15 protein-coding genes and 1 pseudogene are annotated in these 18,729 nt (G+C 71.6%); 8 read left to right on the forward strand and 8 right to left on the reverse strand.

Translation table 11 applies throughout. The annotated features are described in order from the left end of the window. Positions 1–411: 411 nt before the first annotated feature. Positions 412–4,674: a HAMP domain-containing protein gene (locus ABT171_RS08585; protein WP_351241237.1), complete on the forward strand. Its 4,263-nt coding sequence runs from the start codon at positions 412–414 to the stop codon at positions 4,672–4,674. 55 nt (positions 4,675–4,729) lie between these two features. Next, on the forward strand, positions 4,730–7,153 hold the full coding sequence (locus tag ABT171_RS08590) for a SpoIIE family protein phosphatase (RefSeq protein ID WP_503074466.1): 2,424 nt from the start codon (positions 4,730–4,732) through the stop codon (positions 7,151–7,153). Here ABT171_RS08590 and ABT171_RS08595 read toward each other — a convergent pair. Both ABT171_RS08595 and ABT171_RS08600 read right to left on the reverse strand, forming a co-directional pair. After that, positions 7,140–7,598 carry an ATP-binding protein gene (locus ABT171_RS08595; protein ID WP_351241239.1) on the reverse strand — a complete coding sequence of 153 codons (459 nt, stop codon included), beginning with the start codon at positions 7,596–7,598 and terminating at the stop codon, positions 7,140–7,142. The genes ABT171_RS08590 and ABT171_RS08595 overlap by 14 nt on opposite strands. A gap of 235 nt (positions 7,599–7,833) precedes the next feature. Further along, positions 7,834–8,007, reverse strand: coding sequence for a CsbD family protein (locus ABT171_RS08600; RefSeq protein ID WP_351241241.1), 174 nt, complete (start codon positions 8,005–8,007; stop codon positions 7,834–7,836). Between the two features lie 142 nt (positions 8,008–8,149). On the opposite strand from ABT171_RS08600, the gene ABT171_RS08605 reads away from it, so the two are divergent. Continuing rightward, positions 8,150–8,572 (forward strand): MarR family winged helix-turn-helix transcriptional regulator, encoded by a 423-nt coding sequence (locus tag ABT171_RS08605; protein WP_351241243.1) that lies wholly within the window; start codon positions 8,150–8,152, stop codon positions 8,570–8,572. Positions 8,573–8,724: 152 nt separating this feature from the next. Further along, entirely contained in the window at positions 8,725–10,377 is a 1,653-nt protein-coding gene (locus tag ABT171_RS08610) for an MFS transporter (protein ID WP_503074626.1), read from the forward strand. Positions 10,378–10,747: 370 nt separating this feature from the next. Here ABT171_RS08610 and ABT171_RS08615 read toward each other — a convergent pair whose 3' ends face one another. Continuing rightward, a complete protein-coding gene (locus ABT171_RS08615) occupies positions 10,748–11,371 on the reverse strand; it encodes a DedA family protein (protein ID WP_351241245.1) in 624 nt (207 codons plus the stop codon). An 81-nt stretch (positions 11,372–11,452) separates the two neighbouring features. Further along, complete coding sequence (locus ABT171_RS08620) at positions 11,453–11,635, reverse strand: hypothetical protein (RefSeq protein WP_351241247.1); 183 nt, start codon at positions 11,633–11,635, stop codon at positions 11,453–11,455. Positions 11,636–11,848: 213 nt separating this feature from the next. Here ABT171_RS08620 and ABT171_RS08625 point away from each other — a divergent pair, with 213 nt between their 5' ends. Together ABT171_RS08625 and ABT171_RS08630 are read left to right on the forward strand one after the other, a co-directional pair. Beyond that, entirely contained in the window at positions 11,849–13,393 is a 1,545-nt protein-coding gene (locus tag ABT171_RS08625; RefSeq protein WP_503074475.1) for an MFS transporter, read from the forward strand. Positions 13,394–13,538: 145 nt separating this feature from the next. Further along, positions 13,539–14,378: a chitosanase gene (locus tag ABT171_RS08630; protein ID WP_351241249.1), complete on the forward strand. Its 840-nt coding sequence runs from the start codon at positions 13,539–13,541 to the stop codon at positions 14,376–14,378. 10 nt (positions 14,379–14,388) lie between these two features. Here the strand turns inward: ABT171_RS08630 and ABT171_RS08635 are convergent, their stop codons facing one another. Together ABT171_RS08635 and ABT171_RS08640 are read right to left on the reverse strand one after the other, a co-directional pair. Beyond that, on the reverse strand, positions 14,389–14,583 hold the full coding sequence (locus ABT171_RS08635; protein WP_351241251.1) for a hypothetical protein: 195 nt from the start codon (positions 14,581–14,583) through the stop codon (positions 14,389–14,391). After that, positions 14,558–14,878 (reverse strand): DUF4328 domain-containing protein, encoded by a 321-nt coding sequence (locus ABT171_RS08640; RefSeq protein WP_351241253.1) that lies wholly within the window; start codon positions 14,876–14,878, stop codon positions 14,558–14,560. The genes ABT171_RS08635 and ABT171_RS08640 overlap by 26 nt, the downstream gene beginning before the upstream one ends. Positions 14,879–15,039: 161 nt before the next feature. Between ABT171_RS08640 and pgm the strand changes: the two genes are divergently transcribed. Next, positions 15,040–16,680, forward strand: a complete 1,641-nt coding sequence (gene pgm, locus ABT171_RS08645; RefSeq protein WP_351241255.1) for a phosphoglucomutase (alpha-D-glucose-1,6-bisphosphate-dependent) — start codon at positions 15,040–15,042, stop codon at positions 16,678–16,680. Positions 16,681–16,733: 53 nt separating this feature from the next. On the opposite strand, the gene ABT171_RS08650 is transcribed toward pgm, so the two are convergent. Both ABT171_RS08650 and ABT171_RS08655 read right to left on the reverse strand, forming a co-directional pair. Then, positions 16,734–17,651, reverse strand: coding sequence for an SGNH/GDSL hydrolase family protein (locus ABT171_RS08650; RefSeq protein ID WP_351241257.1), 918 nt, complete (start codon positions 17,649–17,651; stop codon positions 16,734–16,736). A 244-nt stretch (positions 17,652–17,895) separates the two neighbouring features. Further along, positions 17,896–18,153: a DUF5133 domain-containing protein gene (locus ABT171_RS08655; RefSeq protein WP_351241259.1), complete on the reverse strand. Its 258-nt coding sequence runs from the start codon at positions 18,151–18,153 to the stop codon at positions 17,896–17,898. 265 nt (positions 18,154–18,418) lie between these two features. Between ABT171_RS08655 and ABT171_RS08660 the strand changes: the two are divergent. After that, positions 18,419–18,729 (forward strand): annotated as a pseudogene (locus ABT171_RS08660) (hypothetical protein); the annotation flags it as partial.

Raw genomic sequence — 18,729 nt, forward strand, 5'->3', positions numbered from 1 at the left:
CGTCAGCCAGACGCCCGCCTCGGACACCGCCACCGCGCCCGCCTTCCGCGCGTGCCGGACCCCTCTTTCCCGGTGCTCTGTATTGAGCCTGGCACGGGTGCCCCTGCGACGCTCGCCCGAAACGGTCGCGTCGGTCTGGGCCGCGGCGTGCTCGCCCAGCCCAAACCTCTTCGGCTACCCGGCTGACCCGGCCTCATTCCCGTCTCCCCGGGTGATTTTCGTGATCGTCGAAGGTTGGCCGAATGCTTTGTCCGAGCCGGTGCAGCCGCGTTAACCTGCGGCGTATTTTCTCATCGTGCACGTCCGTGAACTGCGGAAATGCACATGCCAGCCGTCGGGTCAGGCCGTGTGCCCGGCAGTGGTTCCGAGCCTTCCGCACGAGGGCTCCTGGGGAGTGGAACGAGGGTGCGCATGGCCGGCAGGGCTAGTGGGACGACGGACGTGGTCCCGGGTGAAGAGGAACTGAGAAGACTGCTCGCGGGGCTGACCGCGGTGCGCGACGGAGACTTCGGCACCCGGTTGCCGGACGACTCCACCGGGCTCATGGGGGACATCGCCACCGTCTTCAACGGCATGGTCGACCAGTTGTCCGTGTTCACCTCCGAAGTCACCCGCGTGGCCCGCGAGGTGGGCACCGAGGGCACCCTCGGCGGACAGGCGTTGGTGCCCGGGGTCTCCGGCACCTGGGCCGACCTGACCGACTCCGTCAACGCGATGGCGGGTAATCTCACCACCCAGGTCCGTGACATCGCCCAGGTCGCCACGGCGGTGGCCAAGGGCGACCTGTCCCAGAAGATCGACGTCGACGCGCGTGGCGAGATCCTTCAGCTGAAGGAGACCGTCAACACGATGGTCGATCAGCTTTCGGCCTTTGCGGACGAGGTGACCCGGGTGGCCCGCGAGGCGGGCACCGAGGGCCGGCTCGGCGGACAGGCCCAGGTTCCCGGCGTCGCCGGCGTCTGGCGGGACCTGACGGACTCGGTGAACTTCATGGCCGGGAATCTCACCGCTCAGGTGCGCAATGTCGCCCAGGTGACAACGGCCGTCGCCCAGGGTGACCTGTCGCAGAAGATCACGGTGGACGCGCGCGGCGAGATCCTGGAGCTGAAGAACACCATCAACACGATGGTGGACCAGCTTTCGGCCTTTGCGGACGAGGTGACCCGGGTGGCCCGCGAGGTCGGTACCGAGGGCCGGCTGGGCGGCCAGGCGGACGTCAAGGGCGTCAAGGGCACCTGGCGGGACCTGACGGACTCGGTGAACTTCATGGCCGGGAACCTGACGGCCCAGGTGCGCAACGTGGCCCAGGTGGCCACCGCCGTGGCGCAGGGTGACCTGTCGCAGAAGATCACGGTGGACGCGCGCGGCGAGATTCTGGAGCTGAAGAACACCATCAACACGATGGTGGACCAGCTTTCGGCCTTTGCGGACGAGGTGACCCGGGTGGCCCGCGAGGTCGGTACCGAGGGCCGGCTCGGCGGGCAGGCGCAGGTGCGCGGGGTCGCCGGCACCTGGAAGGACCTGACCGACAACGTCAACGTGATGGCCTCCAACCTCACCGGGCAGGTCCGTTCGATCGCCCAGGTCGCCACCGCCGTCGCCAAGGGCGACCTCTCGCAGAAGATCACTGTCGAGGCCAAGGGCGAGGTCGCCGCCCTCGCCGACGTCATCAACACCATGGTCGACACTCTGTCGGCGTTCGCCGACGAAGTCACCCGCGTGGCCCGCGAGGTGGGCACCGAGGGCAGGCTCGGCGGGCAGGCCCACGTGCCCAACGTGGCCGGCACCTGGAAGGACCTGACCGACAACGTCAACTCCATGGCCAACAACCTCACTGGTCAGGTGCGCAACATCGCGCTGGTGACGACAGCCGTGGCCAAGGGCGATCTGTCGAAGAAGATCGACGTCGACGCGCGCGGCGAGATCCTCGAACTGAAGACCACCATCAACACGATGGTCGACCAGCTCTCCGCCTTCGCCGACGAGGTGACCCGGGTGGCCCGCGAGGTCGGCACCGAGGGCCGGCTCGGCGGTCAGGCCGAGGTGGAGGGCGTCTCCGGCACCTGGAAGCGCCTCACGGAGAACGTCAACGAACTCGCCGGGAACCTCACCCGGCAGGTGCGCGCCATCGCCGACGTCGCCAGCGCCGTCGCCGAGGGCGACCTGACCCGGTCCATCACCGTCGACGCCTCCGGCGAGGTGGCCGACCTCAAGGACAACATCAACTCCATGGTGGAGTCCCTGCGCGAGACCACCCGGGCCAACCAGGAACAGGACTGGCTGAAGACGAACCTCGCCCGGATCTCCGGCCTCATGCAGGGCCACCGCGACCTGCCCGTCGTCGCCGAACTCATCATGGACGAACTGGCACCCCTGGTGCTGGCCCAGTACGGCGCCTTCTACCTTGCCGAGGACGGTCCGTCGGGACCCGGGCTGCGGCTCGTAGGCTCCTACGGCCGGCCCGAGGAGGACACCCGGCCCGCCGTCATCCCGTTCGGCCGCTCCCTGGTCGGCCAGGTCGCGCGCAGCCGCCGTACCATCGCCGTGGAGGAGCTGCCGCCCGGCTACGTCACGATCTCGTCCGGACTCGGACGGATCGAACCCACCGCGCTGTTGCTGCTGCCCATCGTGTTCGAGGAGCAACTCCTCGGCGTCATCGAGCTGGCGTCCGTCACCCCGTTCACCGCGGTCCAGCGGGACTTCCTGCAGCAGCTGGTGGACACCATCGGCGTCAACGTCAACACGATCGTCGCCAACGCCCGCACCGACGAACTCCTTGAGGAGTCGCAGCGGCTGACCAGTGAACTGCAGTCGCGCTCCGCGGAGTTGCAGGTCAGGCAGGAGGAACTCCAGCAGTCCAACGCCGAACTGGAGGAGAAGGCCTCGCTGCTGGCCGAGCAGAACCGGGACATCGAGGCGAAGAACCTGCAGATCGAGCAGGCTCGGCAGGAACTGGAGGCGCGTGCCCAGCAATTGTCGCTCGCGTCCAAGTACAAGTCCGAGTTCCTCGCCAACATGAGCCACGAGCTGCGCACCCCGCTCAACAGCCTGCTCATCCTCGCCCAGCTGCTCGCCCAGAACCCGTCGCGCAACCTCACCCCGAAACAGGTGGAGTACGCGGGTATCATCCATTCGGCCGGCTCGGACCTGCTTCAGCTGATCAACGACATCCTTGACCTGTCCAAGGTCGAGGCCGGCAAGATGGACGTCACCCCCGAGAGGGTGTCGCTGAGGCAGCTGCTCGAGTACGTCGAGGCCACCTTCCGGCCCATGACCTCGCAGAAAAGCCTTGAGTTCACCGTCAGCACGGCCGCCGGCGCACCCGCCGACCTGCTGACCGACGACTCCCGGCTGCGGCAGATCCTGCGCAACCTGCTGTCCAACGCGGTGAAGTTCACCGAACAGGGCAGTGTAGAGCTGCGTGTGGAGCCCGCTGCCGACGACGAGGTACCCGAGGAGGTGATGCGCGGCGGCGCGGTCGTCGCGTTCCGCGTGAAGGACACCGGTATCGGAATTCCGGAACAGCAGCTGGAGTCCGTCTTCGGTGCGTTCCAGCAGGCGGACGGCACCACGAGCCGCAAGTACGGCGGCACCGGGCTCGGCCTGTCCATCACCCGGGAGATCGCCCACCTGCTCGGCGGCGCCGTCGCCGTCGACAGCACATCGGGCAAGGGCAGCACCTTCACGCTCTTCCTGCCCGTCGCCCGGCCCGACTTCGACGCGTTGCTGCGTGGTGGACGCACGGCGCCGAAGGCGGCCGAACCGGAGCGAACGGGCGAAGCGACCGGCGCAGAGGTCACGGCAGCGGCGCCGCTCGGCACCATGAAGAGGCAGCGCGCGCGGCGGCTGCTGGTCGTGGAGGACCGGCCGCGCGGCCTGCTGACGCTCGTCGCGGAGAGCGTGGTCGGCGACCTCCGGCACGGCCACAACAACGGTGCCGGCATGGCCGTCGACATCATCACCGCGGTCGGCGCCCAAGAGGCGGCCGGCGCCCTCGCCGCCGAGCCCTGCCACTGTGTCGTCGTGGACCTGGGCCTGCCGGACGCGGAGTCGGCCCGGTTCCTCGAGGCACTGCGCGCAGACTCGGCTCTCTCGGGCGTCCCCGTGCTGGTGCACAGCTCCTTGCGTGCCGAGCACCCGGCCCGTGAGCCGGGCGGCTCGCTGGAGTACCTGTCCAGCCTGGACGAACTGCGGGAGCGGATCGCCCTGCATCTGTCGGCCGAGGAGCCCGGCGAGGTGCTCACCCTGGTCCGCACCGAGGAACCGCAGCACGCGGCGGCGGACTTCGCCGACGAGCACACCCGCGGCCGCACCGTCCTCGTCGTGGACGACGACGCGCGGAACCTGTTCGCGCTCAGCGGCATCCTCGAACTGCACGGCTTCCGCGTCCTGCACGCCGACAATGGCCGCAAGGGCATCGAGACGCTCGTGAACAACCCGGACGTCGAACTCGTGCTGATGGACGTGATGATGCCCGAGATGGACGGGTACACGGCAACGGCCGAGATCCGCAAGATGCCGCAGTACGCCGACCTGCCGGTCATCGCCGTCACCGCCAAGGCGATGCGGGGTGACCGGGAGAAGAGCCTCGCCTCCGGCGCCAGCGACTACGTCACAAAACCGGTGGACACCCATGACCTCATCGCCTGCGTCCGGCGCTGGCTCCCCGCATGACGGCGGCGACGGCACCGCCTACCCGCCCGTCCGCAGGCCGAGGAGTACAGAGCCGGTGAACAGTCATGAACCGCCTTCCGGAGCGGAGGCACCGGCCGGTGTGCCCGCTCCACTCGCACCCGAGGGCACCGTGTCGGCCGACGTTCCGGAGATGTCGCCGGTGGGCAGGCTCGCCGCCACCGTGGAGCGGCTGCGCCGCGAGGTGCGGTCCGCGCAGGCGGAGGCCGAGGGCCGGGCGCTGATCGAGCTGGCCAAGGGCATCCTGGTGGAGCGCCTGGGCTGCGGCCCCGCCCAGGCCGCCCGTCAGCTCGCCGAACTCGCCGAGCAGGCCCGGGTGACCCCGCTGGAGTTCGCGGTGGACGTCATCAACCAGGCGGCCCGGGACCGGGTCACGGAGGTCAGCGAGGCGTTCTTGTCCGTCGCCGCGGACCCCGCCGGGCCGGTCGATGAGTCGGCCGCCGTACGGCTGCGCACCGCCGAGAGCGGCGTCCTCGCCGCGCATGACACCCAGGCGATGGCCGACTCGCTGCTCGACCACGCCCTGCGCCCGCTCGGCGCGGTCGCCGTCGCGATCTGGGCGGCCGGCTCCGACGGCTCGCTGACCCTCGCGGGCAGCGCCGGATTCGCTGCGGGCGAGGCGGCCCGCTGGCACTACGTCCCACCCGACGTGGCCACGGTGGCCCGGCGCGGCCTGACCGAGCCGGACGGGCAGTGGCTGCCCTCGCTCACCGCCTCCGGGCTGCCCACGATCGGCCGACGGGACTACGCCGACGGCGCCCGGATCGCCGTACCCGCGGGTGCGGGCGGGCGGATCCACGGCGTCCTGGAGATCGCCTGGCCGGGGCCGGAGGAGCCGCTGCCGCGCCCGGTGGTACGGCAGGTGGAGGCGCTCGCCGAGCTCTGCGCGCACACCCTGGACACCTTCGTGCTGCCCTCCGCGGCCACGCAGGAGCCGCGGGTGCTGCCCGACGTGGTGGAGCTGATGGACCTGGCGGACGGCCTGCACGACCCGGCGCTGGTCCTGGTACCGCACCTCGACCACACCGGGCAGCTCGTCGACTTCCGCATCCAGCACGTCAACAGCCGCTTCCTCGACCCCGCGGGCCGTCCGCGGGCCGTCGTCGGGGGCGCCCTGCTGCTGGAGGCCTACCCCATGGCCGCCGGCTCCAGCGAGCTGTTCCAGCGCGTGGAACGGGTCTACGCCACCGGCGAGCCGTTCCGCGCCAGTCGTATGCGGCTCACCGCGCTGGTCGACCAGGTGCCGCTCTCCGCGCTCGCGGACATCAGCATCAGCCGGCACGGCTGCAGCGTGTTGCTCATCTGGCGCATCGAGGACGAGGCCGCGCGGCTGGCCAGCCTGCTGCAGCACGCCCAGCGGCTCGGGCGGATCGGCGGCTTCGAGGAGAACCTGCTGACCGGCGAGATCACCTGGAACGGCCAGCTGTTCGACCTGTACGGGCGCCCGACCACCAGCCCGCCGGTCCCACTGGAGGACCTGTCCGCCCACGCTCACCCCGACGACGCCGTCGCCATCGGCCGTTTCCTGCGCGCGCTGCTGCACCACCGCAGGCCGGCGTCGGCCGCGTTCCGGCTACTGCGTCCGGACGGGGTGACCCGGCACATCCGCGTGGTCGCCGAACCGGTCCTCGACACCTGCGGTCAGCTGCTCGTCGTCCGCGGCGCCTACCAGGACATCTCGGCCCAGCACTGGACCGAGGTCGCCCTGGCCGCGACCCGCGACCAGCTCGCCCAGACCGAGCAGCAGGCCCACGAACGCAACAGGCTCGCCCTCCAGCTCCAGCACGCCATCATGCCGCCCGCCCAGGCACCGCTGCGCGTGCCCGGCCTGCAGGTGGCGGTGCGCTACCGACCGGCCGAGACCGAGCAGCTGGTCGGCGGCGACTGGTACGACGCCGTCGTGCTGCCCTCCGGGCTGGTGCTGCTGTGCGTGGGGGACGTCGCCGGGCACGGCATCGAGGCGGCCACCAGCATGGTCGTTCTGCGCAACGCGCTGCGCGGACTCGCCGTCACCGGGGCCGGCCCGGCGCAGCTGCTGGCCTGGCTGAACATCGTCGCCCACCATCTGACGGGCGCCGTCACCGCCACCGCCGTCTGCGGCCTGTACGACGGCGAGCGCCGGACCCTGCGCTGGGCGCGCGCGGGTCATCTTCCGCCGGTGCTGGTCCGTGAGGGGGACGCCACCGCACTGCCCGCGCTCAAGGGGCTGCTGCTGGGCGCCCTGCCGGAGGCGGTGTACGAGGAGACCGAGGAGCAACTGGCCGCCGGGGACACCCTGCTGATGTACACCGACGGGCTGATCGAGCGCCGGGACCGTTCGGTGGAGGAATCACTGTCCCATCTGCTGGACACGGTGCGCTCGGCGCCGACGCCCCTGGACCAGCAGCTGGACCGGTTGCTCACCTACAGCAAGTCGGACACCGACGACGACACCTGCATCGTGGGTATCAGGGTCGGCTGACCGAGGGGCCGGTTTCCCCGTCGGTGAGCGGCACGGTGGCGGCGACCTGCTTGCCGTGGGGCAGCCAGGTCACTTCGAGGCCGCGGGAGAGCATCGCGACGAGATGCAGCCCGTGCCCGCCGACCCGGCAGGGATCGGGAGGACGCCGCCGGGGCGGCTCGGCGGAGGTGTCCGCCACCGTGATCCGCAGCGCGGTCGCGCCCGGCAGCAGCTCCAGGCGCAGGGCGCACGGGCCGGGCGCGTGCTGGGCCGCGTTGGTGACGAGTTCGCTGACGACGAGCTGGGCATCCTGCACCGAGCGCCGCGCGGGCGCGGGTCGCACCCGGGACAGCAGGGCGGCGACCGCGTCCCTGGCCTCGCCGATGCGGGATGCGCCGGTGCCCCAGGTGCGGCTGTAACGCAGGGTCGCGGGGCGGTCCTGCGTGGTCGCGTGCTGGATGTCCATACGTCGTTGCCCTTTTCGTCCGGGGCCAGGATCCCTTCCTGTCCCTCCGGGACCGCCCGTCCCTGCCCGGTTACCCGCTGGACCGTCGCGCAAAGGGACGGCCGCCGGGAATCCTCCGGTTGCACACGCGTCCCAGGTCACCGGCGCGGCGGACGGAACGGGCCCGGGACACCAGCGTCCGCTGGACGTCCCGGACCCGTCCGGAATCCGAGGGGCCGCCCGTCAGGGTCGGCATTCAGTGCTTGAAGGTGTCCTTGGCCTTCTCCTTGGCCTGCCGGGCATCTCCCCGGGCGCCTTCCATACGGCCCTCGGCCTCCATGCGCTCGTTGCCGACGGCGCGGCCCACGGCCTCCTTGGCCTTCCCCTTGGCCTGCTCCGCCTTGGCCTTCGCCTTCTGGTTGCCAGCCATCGGGTGTCACATCCCCACATTCTCGCTTGCTTCGGTCCCCTGTCGGCTTGCCGCTGGGCCGCGGTCCAAACCAGCCCACCGGACCCGTGATTACGTACGCTTGGTTGAACAGTCCAAACTGATAAACCTATCGTTAGTACTTATGGACACGGTTGCACTCGCCGCCGAGCTGCGGCTGGCCATGGGCCGGATCGTCCGCCGGCTGCGGCAGGCGCACGAGGTCGGGGACGTCACACTGTCCGAGGTCTCCGTGCTTGCCCGGCTGGCCCGTACCGGCCCGGACTCGCCCGGCTCGCTCGCCGAGTCGGAACGCGTCCGGCCCCAGGCGATGGCCGGCACGCTCGCCGGACTCGAACAGCGCGGACTGGTGAGCCGCAGTCCCGACGCGGCCGACGGCCGCCGGGCCATCGTGTCGATCACCGACCACGGACGGACCATGCTGGAGCAGCGCCGTTCGGAGTCCGTGGGGCGCCTCGCCCACGCGCTGGAGGAGTTCACCCCGCAGGAGCGGCAGGCCCTGTACGACGTCCTGCCCCTGCTCGACCGACTGGCGGAACGCCTGTGACCGGCCCCGCACCCGCCCCGCACGGCTCCCCGGCCCAGGGCCTGCGCGCCCGGCTGGCCGCCCGCTCCGCCCGGCTGCGGGACACCCCTGCGGGCCCCGGCTACAAGTGGGTCGCCCTCTCGAACACCACGCTCGGCGTGCTCATCGCCACGATGGACGCCTCCATCGTGATCATCTCCCTGCCGGCGATCTTCCGCGGGATCGGCCTCGACCCGCTCGCGGCCGGCAACATCGGCTACCTGCTGTGGATGATCCTCGGGTATCTGCTGGTCTCGGCCGTGCTGGTGGTCGTCCTGGGCCGGCTCGGCGACATGTTCGGCCGGGTGCGGATCTACAACCTGGGCTTCCTCGTCTTCGCCTGCGCCTCCGTCGCCCTCTCCCTCGACCCGTTCCGGGCGGGCGCGGGTGCGCTCTGGCTGATCCTGTGGCGCGTCGTGCAGGCCTTCGGCGGCTCCATGCTCACCGCCAACTCGGCCGCCATCCTCACCGACGCCTTCCCGGCCCGGCAGCGCGGCATGGCCCTCGGCGTCAACCAGATCACCGCGCTCGCCGGGCAGTTCCTCGGCCTGCTCGCCGGCGGCCTGCTCGCCGCGGTGGACTGGCGCGCGGTGTTCTGGGTGAGCGTCCCGGTCAGCGTCACCGGCACCGTCTGGTCGTACCTGAGCCTGCGCGAGACCTCGGCCGGCGGACGCGGACGCGTCGACTGGCTCGGCAACCTCACCTTCGCCTCCGGTGCCGGCATCCTGCTCGCCGGCATCACCTACGGCATCCAGCCCTACGGCGGTCACCCCACCGGCTGGACCAACCCCTGGGTACTCGCGGGCCTGATCGGCGGCGTGTGCCTGCTGCTGGTGTTCTGCCGCGTCGAGACGCGGGTCGCCGCGCCCATGTTCCGGCTGTCGCTGTTCCGGGTGCGGGCGTTCGCCGCCGGGAATCTGGCCGCCCTGCTGACCGCGATCGCCCGCGGCGGACTCCAGTTCATGCTGATCATCTGGCTGCAGGGCATCTGGCTGCCGCTGCACGGCTACGACTTCGAGGACACCCCGCTGTGGGCGGGCATCTTCATGCTGCCGCTCACCCTCGGCTTCCTCGTCGCCGGGCCGGTCTCCGGCTACCTGTCCGACCGGTTCGGCGCCCGCGTCTTCTCCACCGCCGGACTGGTGATCGTCGCCGCGTCCTTCCTCGGTCTGCTGGCCCTGCCGGTGAACTTCGACTACGGCGTCTTCGCGACCCTGCTGCTGTTCAACGGACTGGGCCAGGGCATGTTCTCCTCGCCGAACACCTCCTCCGTCATGGGCAGCGTGCCCGCCCGCTACCGGGGCGTGGCCTCCGGTATGCGCGCCACCTTCCAGAACTCGGGCACGGCCCTGTCCATCGGCGTCTTCTTCTCCCTGATGGTCTCCGGCCTGGCGAGCACCCTGCCGAAGACGCTCGGCAGCGGGCTCGAGGCGCACGGCGTGCCCGCCGGGACCGCGCACGAGGTGGCCGCGCTGCCGCCGGTCAGCACCCTGTTCGCCACGTTCCTCGGCAACAACCCGATCGGGCATCTGCTCGGCTCCGGCGGCACCCTGGACCACCTGACCGCCGCCCAGCGGGCCACCCTGACGGGCCACGCCTTCTTCCCGGAACTGGTTTCCGGCCCCTTCCACCACGGCCTGACCATCGTCTTCACGGTGGCCGCGGCCATGGCCCTGGTCTCCGCGCTGGCCTCCGCCCTGCGCGGCGGCCACGAGCGCCCCGACGACGACGCCCACCGCCCCGGACCGGACGCGTCGAGGACCCGGCCGACCCGCACCTCGTCCTAGGCGGAGTGCTCGGACGTGCGGGACCCGTCGGCGGCGACGGCCGACGAGCGTGGGGCTCGGGTTCGTCCTGGCGGGACGCTCGGCATCGCCCAGGGCATCCGGCACCGCCGACCGCCGGGCAGGCCCCACCGCCGGCCCGCTCTGCTGTGGCTGGGCTGGGGCGTCCTGTGCCGCCCGGCGATACCGGGCGCGGACGGTGCCTCACCCCGCGGTGTGGCAGGCCGCGGCCGGCGGTGACCGTGCCGGATGTGGCCGCCGGGCCGGAGCCGGCCGGTCGTCCGGAGTGCCGGGTGGCTCTCGCGCGGGGCGGCCACGCCCCGCACAGCCTGCCGATGAGCAGGCGACGGCGGGGGTCTCGGGCCGGGGCGGGTCAGCGCTCGTGCCGTCGTCGTGCGAAGTGCCGGACGGCGAGGGCCGCGACCAGGACGGCGGCGGCGATCAGGACGTAGAGCTGGTAACGCGAGACCTCGTCGTAGACGGTCGTGATGTGGTTGCCCACCAGGTAGGACAGGGTCGTCCAGAAACCGACCCACAGCGCGGCGCCGAGCGCGTTGAAGGCGAGGAAGCGGCGCCAGTGCATGCCCGTGGTGCCGGCGATGATGCCGTTGGCCTGGCGCAGCCCCTCGATGAACCGGGCCACGGTCACGATCTTGCCGCCGTGCCGGCCGAAGAACTCCTCGGCGGCCTCGAAGCGCTTCGGCGTCAGAAAGACGTACCGGCCCCACCGGTGCACGAAGGCCCGTCCGCCGACCCGGCCGATCAGATAGCCGACGTTGTCCCCGACGACGGCCGCGACGAACGCGACGACCGCCACGACGACGACGTTCAGCCGCCCCGCGCCCGCGTACACACCCGCGGCCAGCAGGATCGTCTCGCCGGGCGCGGGGACCCCGAAGTCCTCCAGGAAGACCACGGCCCCCACGGCCCAGTAGCCGTAGTGGCCGAGCAGCGGTGCCAGATGCGCCAGCGGACCCGGGAGGGGAGGGGCGGCCATGCCTCCACGGTACGTCGCCGCGATCAGCGCCCCGCTCGTCGGCCCGCGTAGCTCACGGCACCCGTGGGGGAGCGGGGTGGGTCAGGAGGCGGTGGGAGAGGTGTCCTCGTCGTCGCCGCGGGCGGGCTGGCAGGTGTGGCACAGTTCGTGGTCCCCGTCGCGGGTGACGATCGTTCCCCAGCCGAGGCACTGCTCGCAGTCACGGGCGAGTGTCAGGTCCGGGTGGGGAGGCAGCAGAGGGCTGCGGTGGGCTCCGTACGCCATGCGGTGAGCGGCTCCTCGAAATCGCGGGACGAACGCAGGGAAAGGGGGAAGGGACGGTGCGCGCCCGATGACAACGCTGTCCGAGCTACCTCCATTATGTCCTACTTTTCCCTTCTGTCCAGGGCCCTTGGCACTCGGTGCCAGACTCGGGTCCGTTTCCGGGCCGGCCCTCGGGGCAGGCGGTGATCACTGGAGGGACAGAAGGAGGCGCTCGTGAGCGGTGCGGCATCGGACGGCCGGGACGGCGACCGGAAGGAGCCGGGGGTGCCGCGGGCCGCCGCGCGGCTGCCCCGCCAGGTCCGCGAGGAGCTGACGCGCAGGCTCCGCCGGGGCCGACGGGCCTTCGGCGAGGACGACGTCCAGGTCATCGAGCCCCCGCTGCTCAAGCGCGCCGTCGGGGCCTCGGCGCTCGGCAACTGCATGGAGTGGTTCGACTTCGGCGTCTACAGCTACCTCGCCGCCACCATCGGCAAGGTGTTCTTCCCCGGCGCCTCCCCGGCCGCCCAGGTCATCTCCTCCTTCGCGACCTTCGCCGCGGCCTTCGTCGTCCGGCCGCTCGGCGGTCTGGTCTTCGGGCCGCTCGGCGACCGGATCGGCCGGCAGAAGGTGCTCGCCACCACCATGATCATGATGGCGGCCGGCACCTTCGCCATCGGAGTCATCCCCGGGTACGGCACGATCGGCATCGCCGCGCCCCTCCTGCTCCTGCTGGCCCGCATGGTGCAGGGCTTCTCCACCGGCGGCGAGTACGGCGGCGCGACCACCTTCGTCGCCGAGTACGCGCCGGACCGCAGGCGCGGATTCCTCTCCAGCTGGCTCGACTTCGGCACCTTCGCCGGCTACGCCCTCGGCTCGGCCCTGGTCACCCTGCTCCACCTGGCCCTGACGGATGCTCAGATGCTGTCCTGGGGCTGGCGCGTCCCGTTCCTGATCGCCGGACCGCTCGGGGTGACCGGTCTCTACATGCGGCTACGGCTGGAGGAGTCCCCGGCCTTCCAGCAGCAGCTGGACGACCACGAGAAGAGCCTCGTGCAGGAGTCGGCGGGCAGCGAGTTCAAGGACATCGTCCGCAACCACTGGCGTTCGCTGCTGGTCTGCATGGGCCTGGTCCTGCTGTACAACGTCACCAACTACATGGTCACCGGCTATCTGCCGACCTATCAGACCGAGACCCTGAACCGCCCCAGCGGCTCCGCGGACGTCCTGGTGCTCGTCGGCATGCTGTGGATCGTCGTACTGATCACCTTCCTCGGCCGGCTCAGCGACCGCGTCGGCCGGCGGCCCGTCTACGCCGTCGCCGCCGCCGCGCTGATCGTGCTGGCCGTGCCCGCCTTCCTGCTGATCAAGGCGCACGGCACCTGGCCGCCGATCCTCGGGGTGCTGCTCCTGTCCACGCTGCTCGCGTGCTACGCCGCGCCGAGCGCGGCCACGCTGCCCGCCCTGTTCCCGACCGCCGTCCGCTATGCGGCGATGGGTATCGGCTTCAACCTCGCCGTCGCCGCGTTCGGCGGCACCACTCCGCTGGTGACGGCCGCGCTGGTCACCGCGACCGGGGACGACCTGATGCCCGCGTACTACCTGATGCTGGCGGGCGCCATCGGCCTGCTCACCGTCGCGTTCCTTCCCGAGAGCGCCCAGGTGCCGCTCAAGGGCTCGCAGCCGATGGTCGGTTCACGGGAGGAGCGGCGCGAACTGGTCCTCGCCGCCGAGGAGTTGTACGCCTTCACCCGCGACCGGGAGCGGGCGCGGCGCGACTGAGCCGGTCGGACCCTCGCCGGGAGCTGTCCGATCCTACGAACTTCTCGCATGCGGGTTACCGGGCCCCGCTGGATTTGATAGGAAACTTTCCTATCGCTAGCGGTGCGGACCAACTCGCCACCCCCCACCCCTTCTTGGAGTCCCCGTGGTGCACGAACACCCCGAAACAGCGGCCCCCGCCCACCTCTCCCGCCGGACCGTCGTCGCCGTACTCGGTGCCGTCGCCTCCGGCGCCCTGCTGGGCACCCAGCAGGCCCTCGCCGCCCCCGCGGCCGCGCCGGGCCTCGACGACCCGGCGAAGAAGGAGATCGCCATGGAACTGGTGTCGAGCGCGGAGAACTCCTCGCTCGACTGGAAGGCCCAGTACAAGTACATCGAGGACATCGGCGACGGCCGCGGCTACACCGCCGGCATCATCGGCTTCTGCTCCGGCACCGGCGACATGCTCGATGTGGTCCAGCTCTACACCGACCGAAAGCCCGGCAACGTCCTCGCCCCGTACCTCCCGGCCCTGCGCAGGGTCAACGGCACCGACTCGCACGCCGGCCTCGACCCGGACTTCCCCAGGGACTGGCGCAAGGCCGCCCAGGACACCGTCTTCCAGCAGTGTCAGAACGACGAGCGTGACCGCGTCTACTTCAACCCCGCTGTCGCCCAGGGCAGGACGGACGGACTGCGCGCCCTCGGCCAGTTCTGCTACTACGACGCCCTCGTCATGCACGGTGACGGCGACGACCCGACCAGCTTCCGCAGCATACGCAAGCGCGCCCTGCGCAGCGCCAAGCCCCCGGCGCAGGGCGGCAACGAGACGACGTACCTCAACGCCTTCCTCGACGCCCGGGTGTGGGCCATGAAGCAGGAGGAGGCACACAGCGACACCAGCCGCGTCGACACCGAGCAGCGGGTGTTCCTGCGCAAGGGCAACCTCGACCTGAACACGCCGCTCGACTGGAAGGTCTACGGGGACAGTTACCACATCGGCTGACGCGCCGGAGTCATGAGGTCTGCGGCAGGTCGGCGGACGCGGGCGCCCAGAGCCCCGAGCCCAGCCCGGCGGCCTGCCGCGCCGTGATGCGCTGGACCGGGGCGACCGCCAGGACGGCGGCGAGGACGTCGAGGCCCTGCACCGCCACGAGCAGCGGCAGCGAGGTGTCGCCGCCAGGTTCATGACCGCCACACGGACAGAGCACCGTGCCCGAACCAGGCCGCCCACCACACGTTCACCAGGACATCCCCACGGCCCGGGTGCGCGCCCGCCGGGCCGCTCGCGCGCTGCACATCGAGCAGCAGCCTGCGCGGAGCCCAGAAGTCGACCCCCGGTAGCAGCCACGCGAGAACGGCCCACGAGGCCGAGCCGCGCACCGCACCGGGGGAGAGCAGTTCGGCGTTGCGCCGGCAGCGGGCGAACCACGCGAGGAACAGCACGATCGCGGCCGTCACCACATACACGCAGAGCACCGACACCCGGGCGGCGGAAGCGGTCACGGCGCGAGGACCCGTCCGGGGAAGGCGCCCGGTCCGGGCGGCAGGAGGACGTGAAGACCGGAGCACCGGGTCATACGGGCGGGCCCACTCGCGTGTCAGGCCCCTGACGAGGAAAGATGGGCGGTGAGCGATCGACCACACCCACGCGGAGGAGCGGACCCATGCCGCACGAGCGCGCCGGCCGGCCGGCCGGTCCCGAGGACCTTGTCGACGTGGCCCGGCTGGTCACGGCGTACTACGCACTGCACCCCGACCCGGCCGACCCGGCACAGCGGGTGGCGTTCGGCACCTCCGGGCACCGGGGCTCGTCCCTGGCGAGCGCCTTCAACGAGGACCACATCGCCGCCACCAGCCAGGCCATCTGCGAGTACCGCGCGGGCCAGGGCACCGACGGCCCCCTCTTCCTCGGCGCCGACACCCATGCTCTGTCCGAGCCGGCGAAAGTCACCGCGCTGGAGGTGTTCGCCGCCAACGGCGTGACCGTGCTCATCGACAGCGCCGACGGCTACACGCCCACCCCCGCCGTCTCGCACGCGATCCTCACCCACAACCGGGGCCGCACCTCGGGCCTCGCCGACGGCGTGGTCGTCACGCCGTCGCACAATCCGCCCGCCGACGGCGGCTTCAAGTACAACCCGCCGAGCGGCGGCCCGGCGGCCTCCGACGCCACCTCCTGGATCCAGGACCGGGCCAACGAGATCATCACGGGCGGTCTGAAGGACGTGCGCCGGGTGCCGTACACCCGGGCCCTCGCCGCGGACACCACCGGGCGGTACGACTTCCTGGGCGCCTACGTCGGCGATCTGCCCAGCGTGCTCGACCTGGACGCGATCCGCGCGGCCGGCGTGCGCATCGGCGCCGACCCGCTCGGCGGGGCCTCCGTCGCCTACTGGGGCCGCATCGCCGAACAGCACGGCCTCGACCTCACCGTGGTCAACCCGCACACCGATCCCACCTGGCGCTTCATGACGCTGGACTGGGACGGCCGGATCCGCATGGACTGCTCCTCGCCGTACGCGATGGCCTCGCTCATCGAGCAGCGCGACCGGTACCGCATCGCCACCGGCAACGACGCCGACGCCGACCGGCACGGCATCGTCACCCCGGACGGGGGCCTGATGAACCCCAACCACTACCTCGCGGTCGCCATCTCCTACCTCTACCGGCACCGTGAGCAGTGGCCCGCCGGGACGGGCATCGGCAAGACGCTGGTGTCCTCCACCATGATCGACCGGGTGGCCGCCCACCTCGGCCGTCATCTGGTCGAGGTGCCGGTCGGGTTCAAGTGGTTCGTGGACGGGCTGGCCGGCGGCACCCTCGGGTTCGGCGGCGAGGAGTCCGCGGGCGCCTCCTTCCTGCGCCGCGACGGCTCGGTGTGGACCACCGACAAGGACGGCATCATCCTGGCGCTCCTCGCCTCCGAGATCACGGCCGTCACGGACCGCACCCCGTCGGAGCACTACGCCGGTCTGACCGCCCGCTTCGGCACCCCCGCCTACGCCCGCACCGACGCGCCCGCGACCCGCGAACAGAAGGCCCTGCTCGGCAAGCTGTCCCCGGCTCAGGTCACCGCCGACACGCTCGCCGGAGAGGCGGTCACGGCCGTGCTCACCGAGGCGCCCGGCAACGGCGCCGCGATCGGCGGCATCAAGGTGACCACCGACAACGCCTGGTTCGCGGCCCGCCCGTCGGGCACCGAGGACGTGTACAAGGTCTACGCCGAGTCCTTCCTCGGCCCCGCCCACCTCGCCCGCGTGCAGGAGGAGGCCCAGGCCGTGGTGCTGGGCGCCCTCGGCGGCTGACGGACGGGGTACGGCGGCCCCCGGCACGGGCGTTCCCGGTGGCCGCCGCAGGTTCAGCCGTGCCCGTGCCGCCCGTCCAGCCGGCCCAGGACCGCCTGCGCCATGGCCTGCTCGCCCGTGGCGTTGGGGTGCGCCGGGGCCGCGGGCGAGGCCGGCTGCAGCGGTTCGATCCAGCGGTCCGCGGGCGCCTTGCACATGTCGTGCCCGACCGTGGGGCCGTAGGTGTCGACGTACTCGGCCCGGTTGAGGCCGGCCACCACGCGCAGCATCAGGTTGAGCCGCTTCTCGGTGTCGCGCAGGTAGGCGAAGTCCTGCTGCGCGAAGGGCACCTGCGGGAAGCACCCGCTGCCGTCGTCGGGCAGCAGGTCCGGATAGCCGACGACCACCACGCGCGCGTGCGGCGCCCTCGCGTGCACGGACCGCAGCACCCGGTCGACCTTCGGTGCCGTCCGCAGGACGGCCAGGGCCAGCTCGTCGTAGCCGGACGCCGTGTAGGCGCGCTCGCAGGGGTCGCCCGTCGGATCCTGGGCGGCCAGGTGGGCGCAGGTGGCGATGATCGAGCCAAAACCGACGTCGTTGCCGCCGATCTGAACGGTCACCAGATCAGTGTCCCGCCCCAGCGCGTCGAGCTGGGGCGGGTTGCCGCCCTGCGCCCGCCACATCTCGGCGGTCGTCGCTCCGGCGCAGCTGACGTCCGTGAAGACGGTCACCTGCCGCTGTGCCGCCACCAGCGAGGGGTAATTGTGGTCGGAGCGGGCACAGCCGGCGTCCACCTGGCGCGGGATGCCGGGGCCCGAGGTGTAGGAGTCGCCGAGGGCCACGTAGCCGAGGCCGCGGCCGGGTCCGGCGGGCTGCGCGGCGGCCGGTGTCGTGCCGGCGGCGACGAGGGCGCAACCGCTGAGCGCCGCCCCCAGCACGGCCGCCCGCCGCCGGCCTCTCGCACCGCCCGCCGGACGCGTGTCGTTCGCCATGAGTCCTCCCCCTGAGACCGATACCTCGCGCGGGGCGGACCGAAGGCCCCGCACGCATGCGACCGGCCCTGTATACCGCCCGGTAGGTCCCGTCGACCAGAAGCGGGAAGCCACGAGTTCGCGGGCATGGGCGCGGCGCCGGCGCGCGGGAGCAACGGCGACGAAGAACGGCGTTCAGCGGGCCGAGGCCGGCCGGCGGAGGGTACGGCCGACGGCCCGTCCCACGGCTCTCACCTCGCTCGCGTCAGACACCGTACGGCGCCTCCGGCGAACCGGACGCCTGCAGCAGGGAGTCGTCGTCCGGCCGGGCCCCGGACAGACGGTGCCGGGCCGCGATCAGGGCCATGTCGGCGTCCCCGGTACCGGTGGCCACGCACAGCGTGTACGAAACGTCCGCGAGTCGTTGCCGGGCCTGCGGGGTGCTCTTCCCGGCCCCGAGGAGGGTGAGGGTCTCGTACTGGGCGATGAGGTCCTTCAGCACCGCGGGGTGTGCCATCAGCATGCGTCCGCCTCCCTGGGGTCGCCGGTGGACGAAGTCGCAGCGCGACTACCCCGCACCGGCGCGTGGCATGTCACCGCGGTGGATCGGCCTGCGCCGGATTGTCGCCGCCGACCGGGCCAACTGGCGCCCTGTACTACCCCATCCGGTGGCTTATGGCCACCGCAGCGTTATTCATGTCTCGGATTTCCTGATCATTCCACTATCGAGCCCTTGGGACTGACCAGCCGTCATAAAGCTCTGACCCAAGTCGAGGAGAGTGGAACGAATGACGACATCGCCGCGACGGCGATACGTTCTGGCGTCGGCCGCCACAGTCGCCGCGCTCGCCGCAACCACGCTGGCGAACGCGGGAGCCGCCTACGCCCAAGACCACACCACCCCCAACCCGCCGGCCCCGAAGAAGGCCGGCTATCCGCATCATTCGGAGAAGCCCGCATACCCGGTTCACCCGGCGAAGCCTGCCGCGCCGGTGAAGCCCATGTACCCTGCTCATCCGGCGAAGCCCGTGTATCCGGTGAAACCGGTCCATCCGGAGAAGCCGGTGGTTCCGGTGAAGCCGGTGTATCCGGAGAAGCC

This window comes from Streptomyces sp. NPDC001851, from assembly GCF_040297165.1.
Classification (GTDB): domain Bacteria; phylum Actinomycetota; class Actinomycetes; order Streptomycetales; family Streptomycetaceae; genus Streptomyces.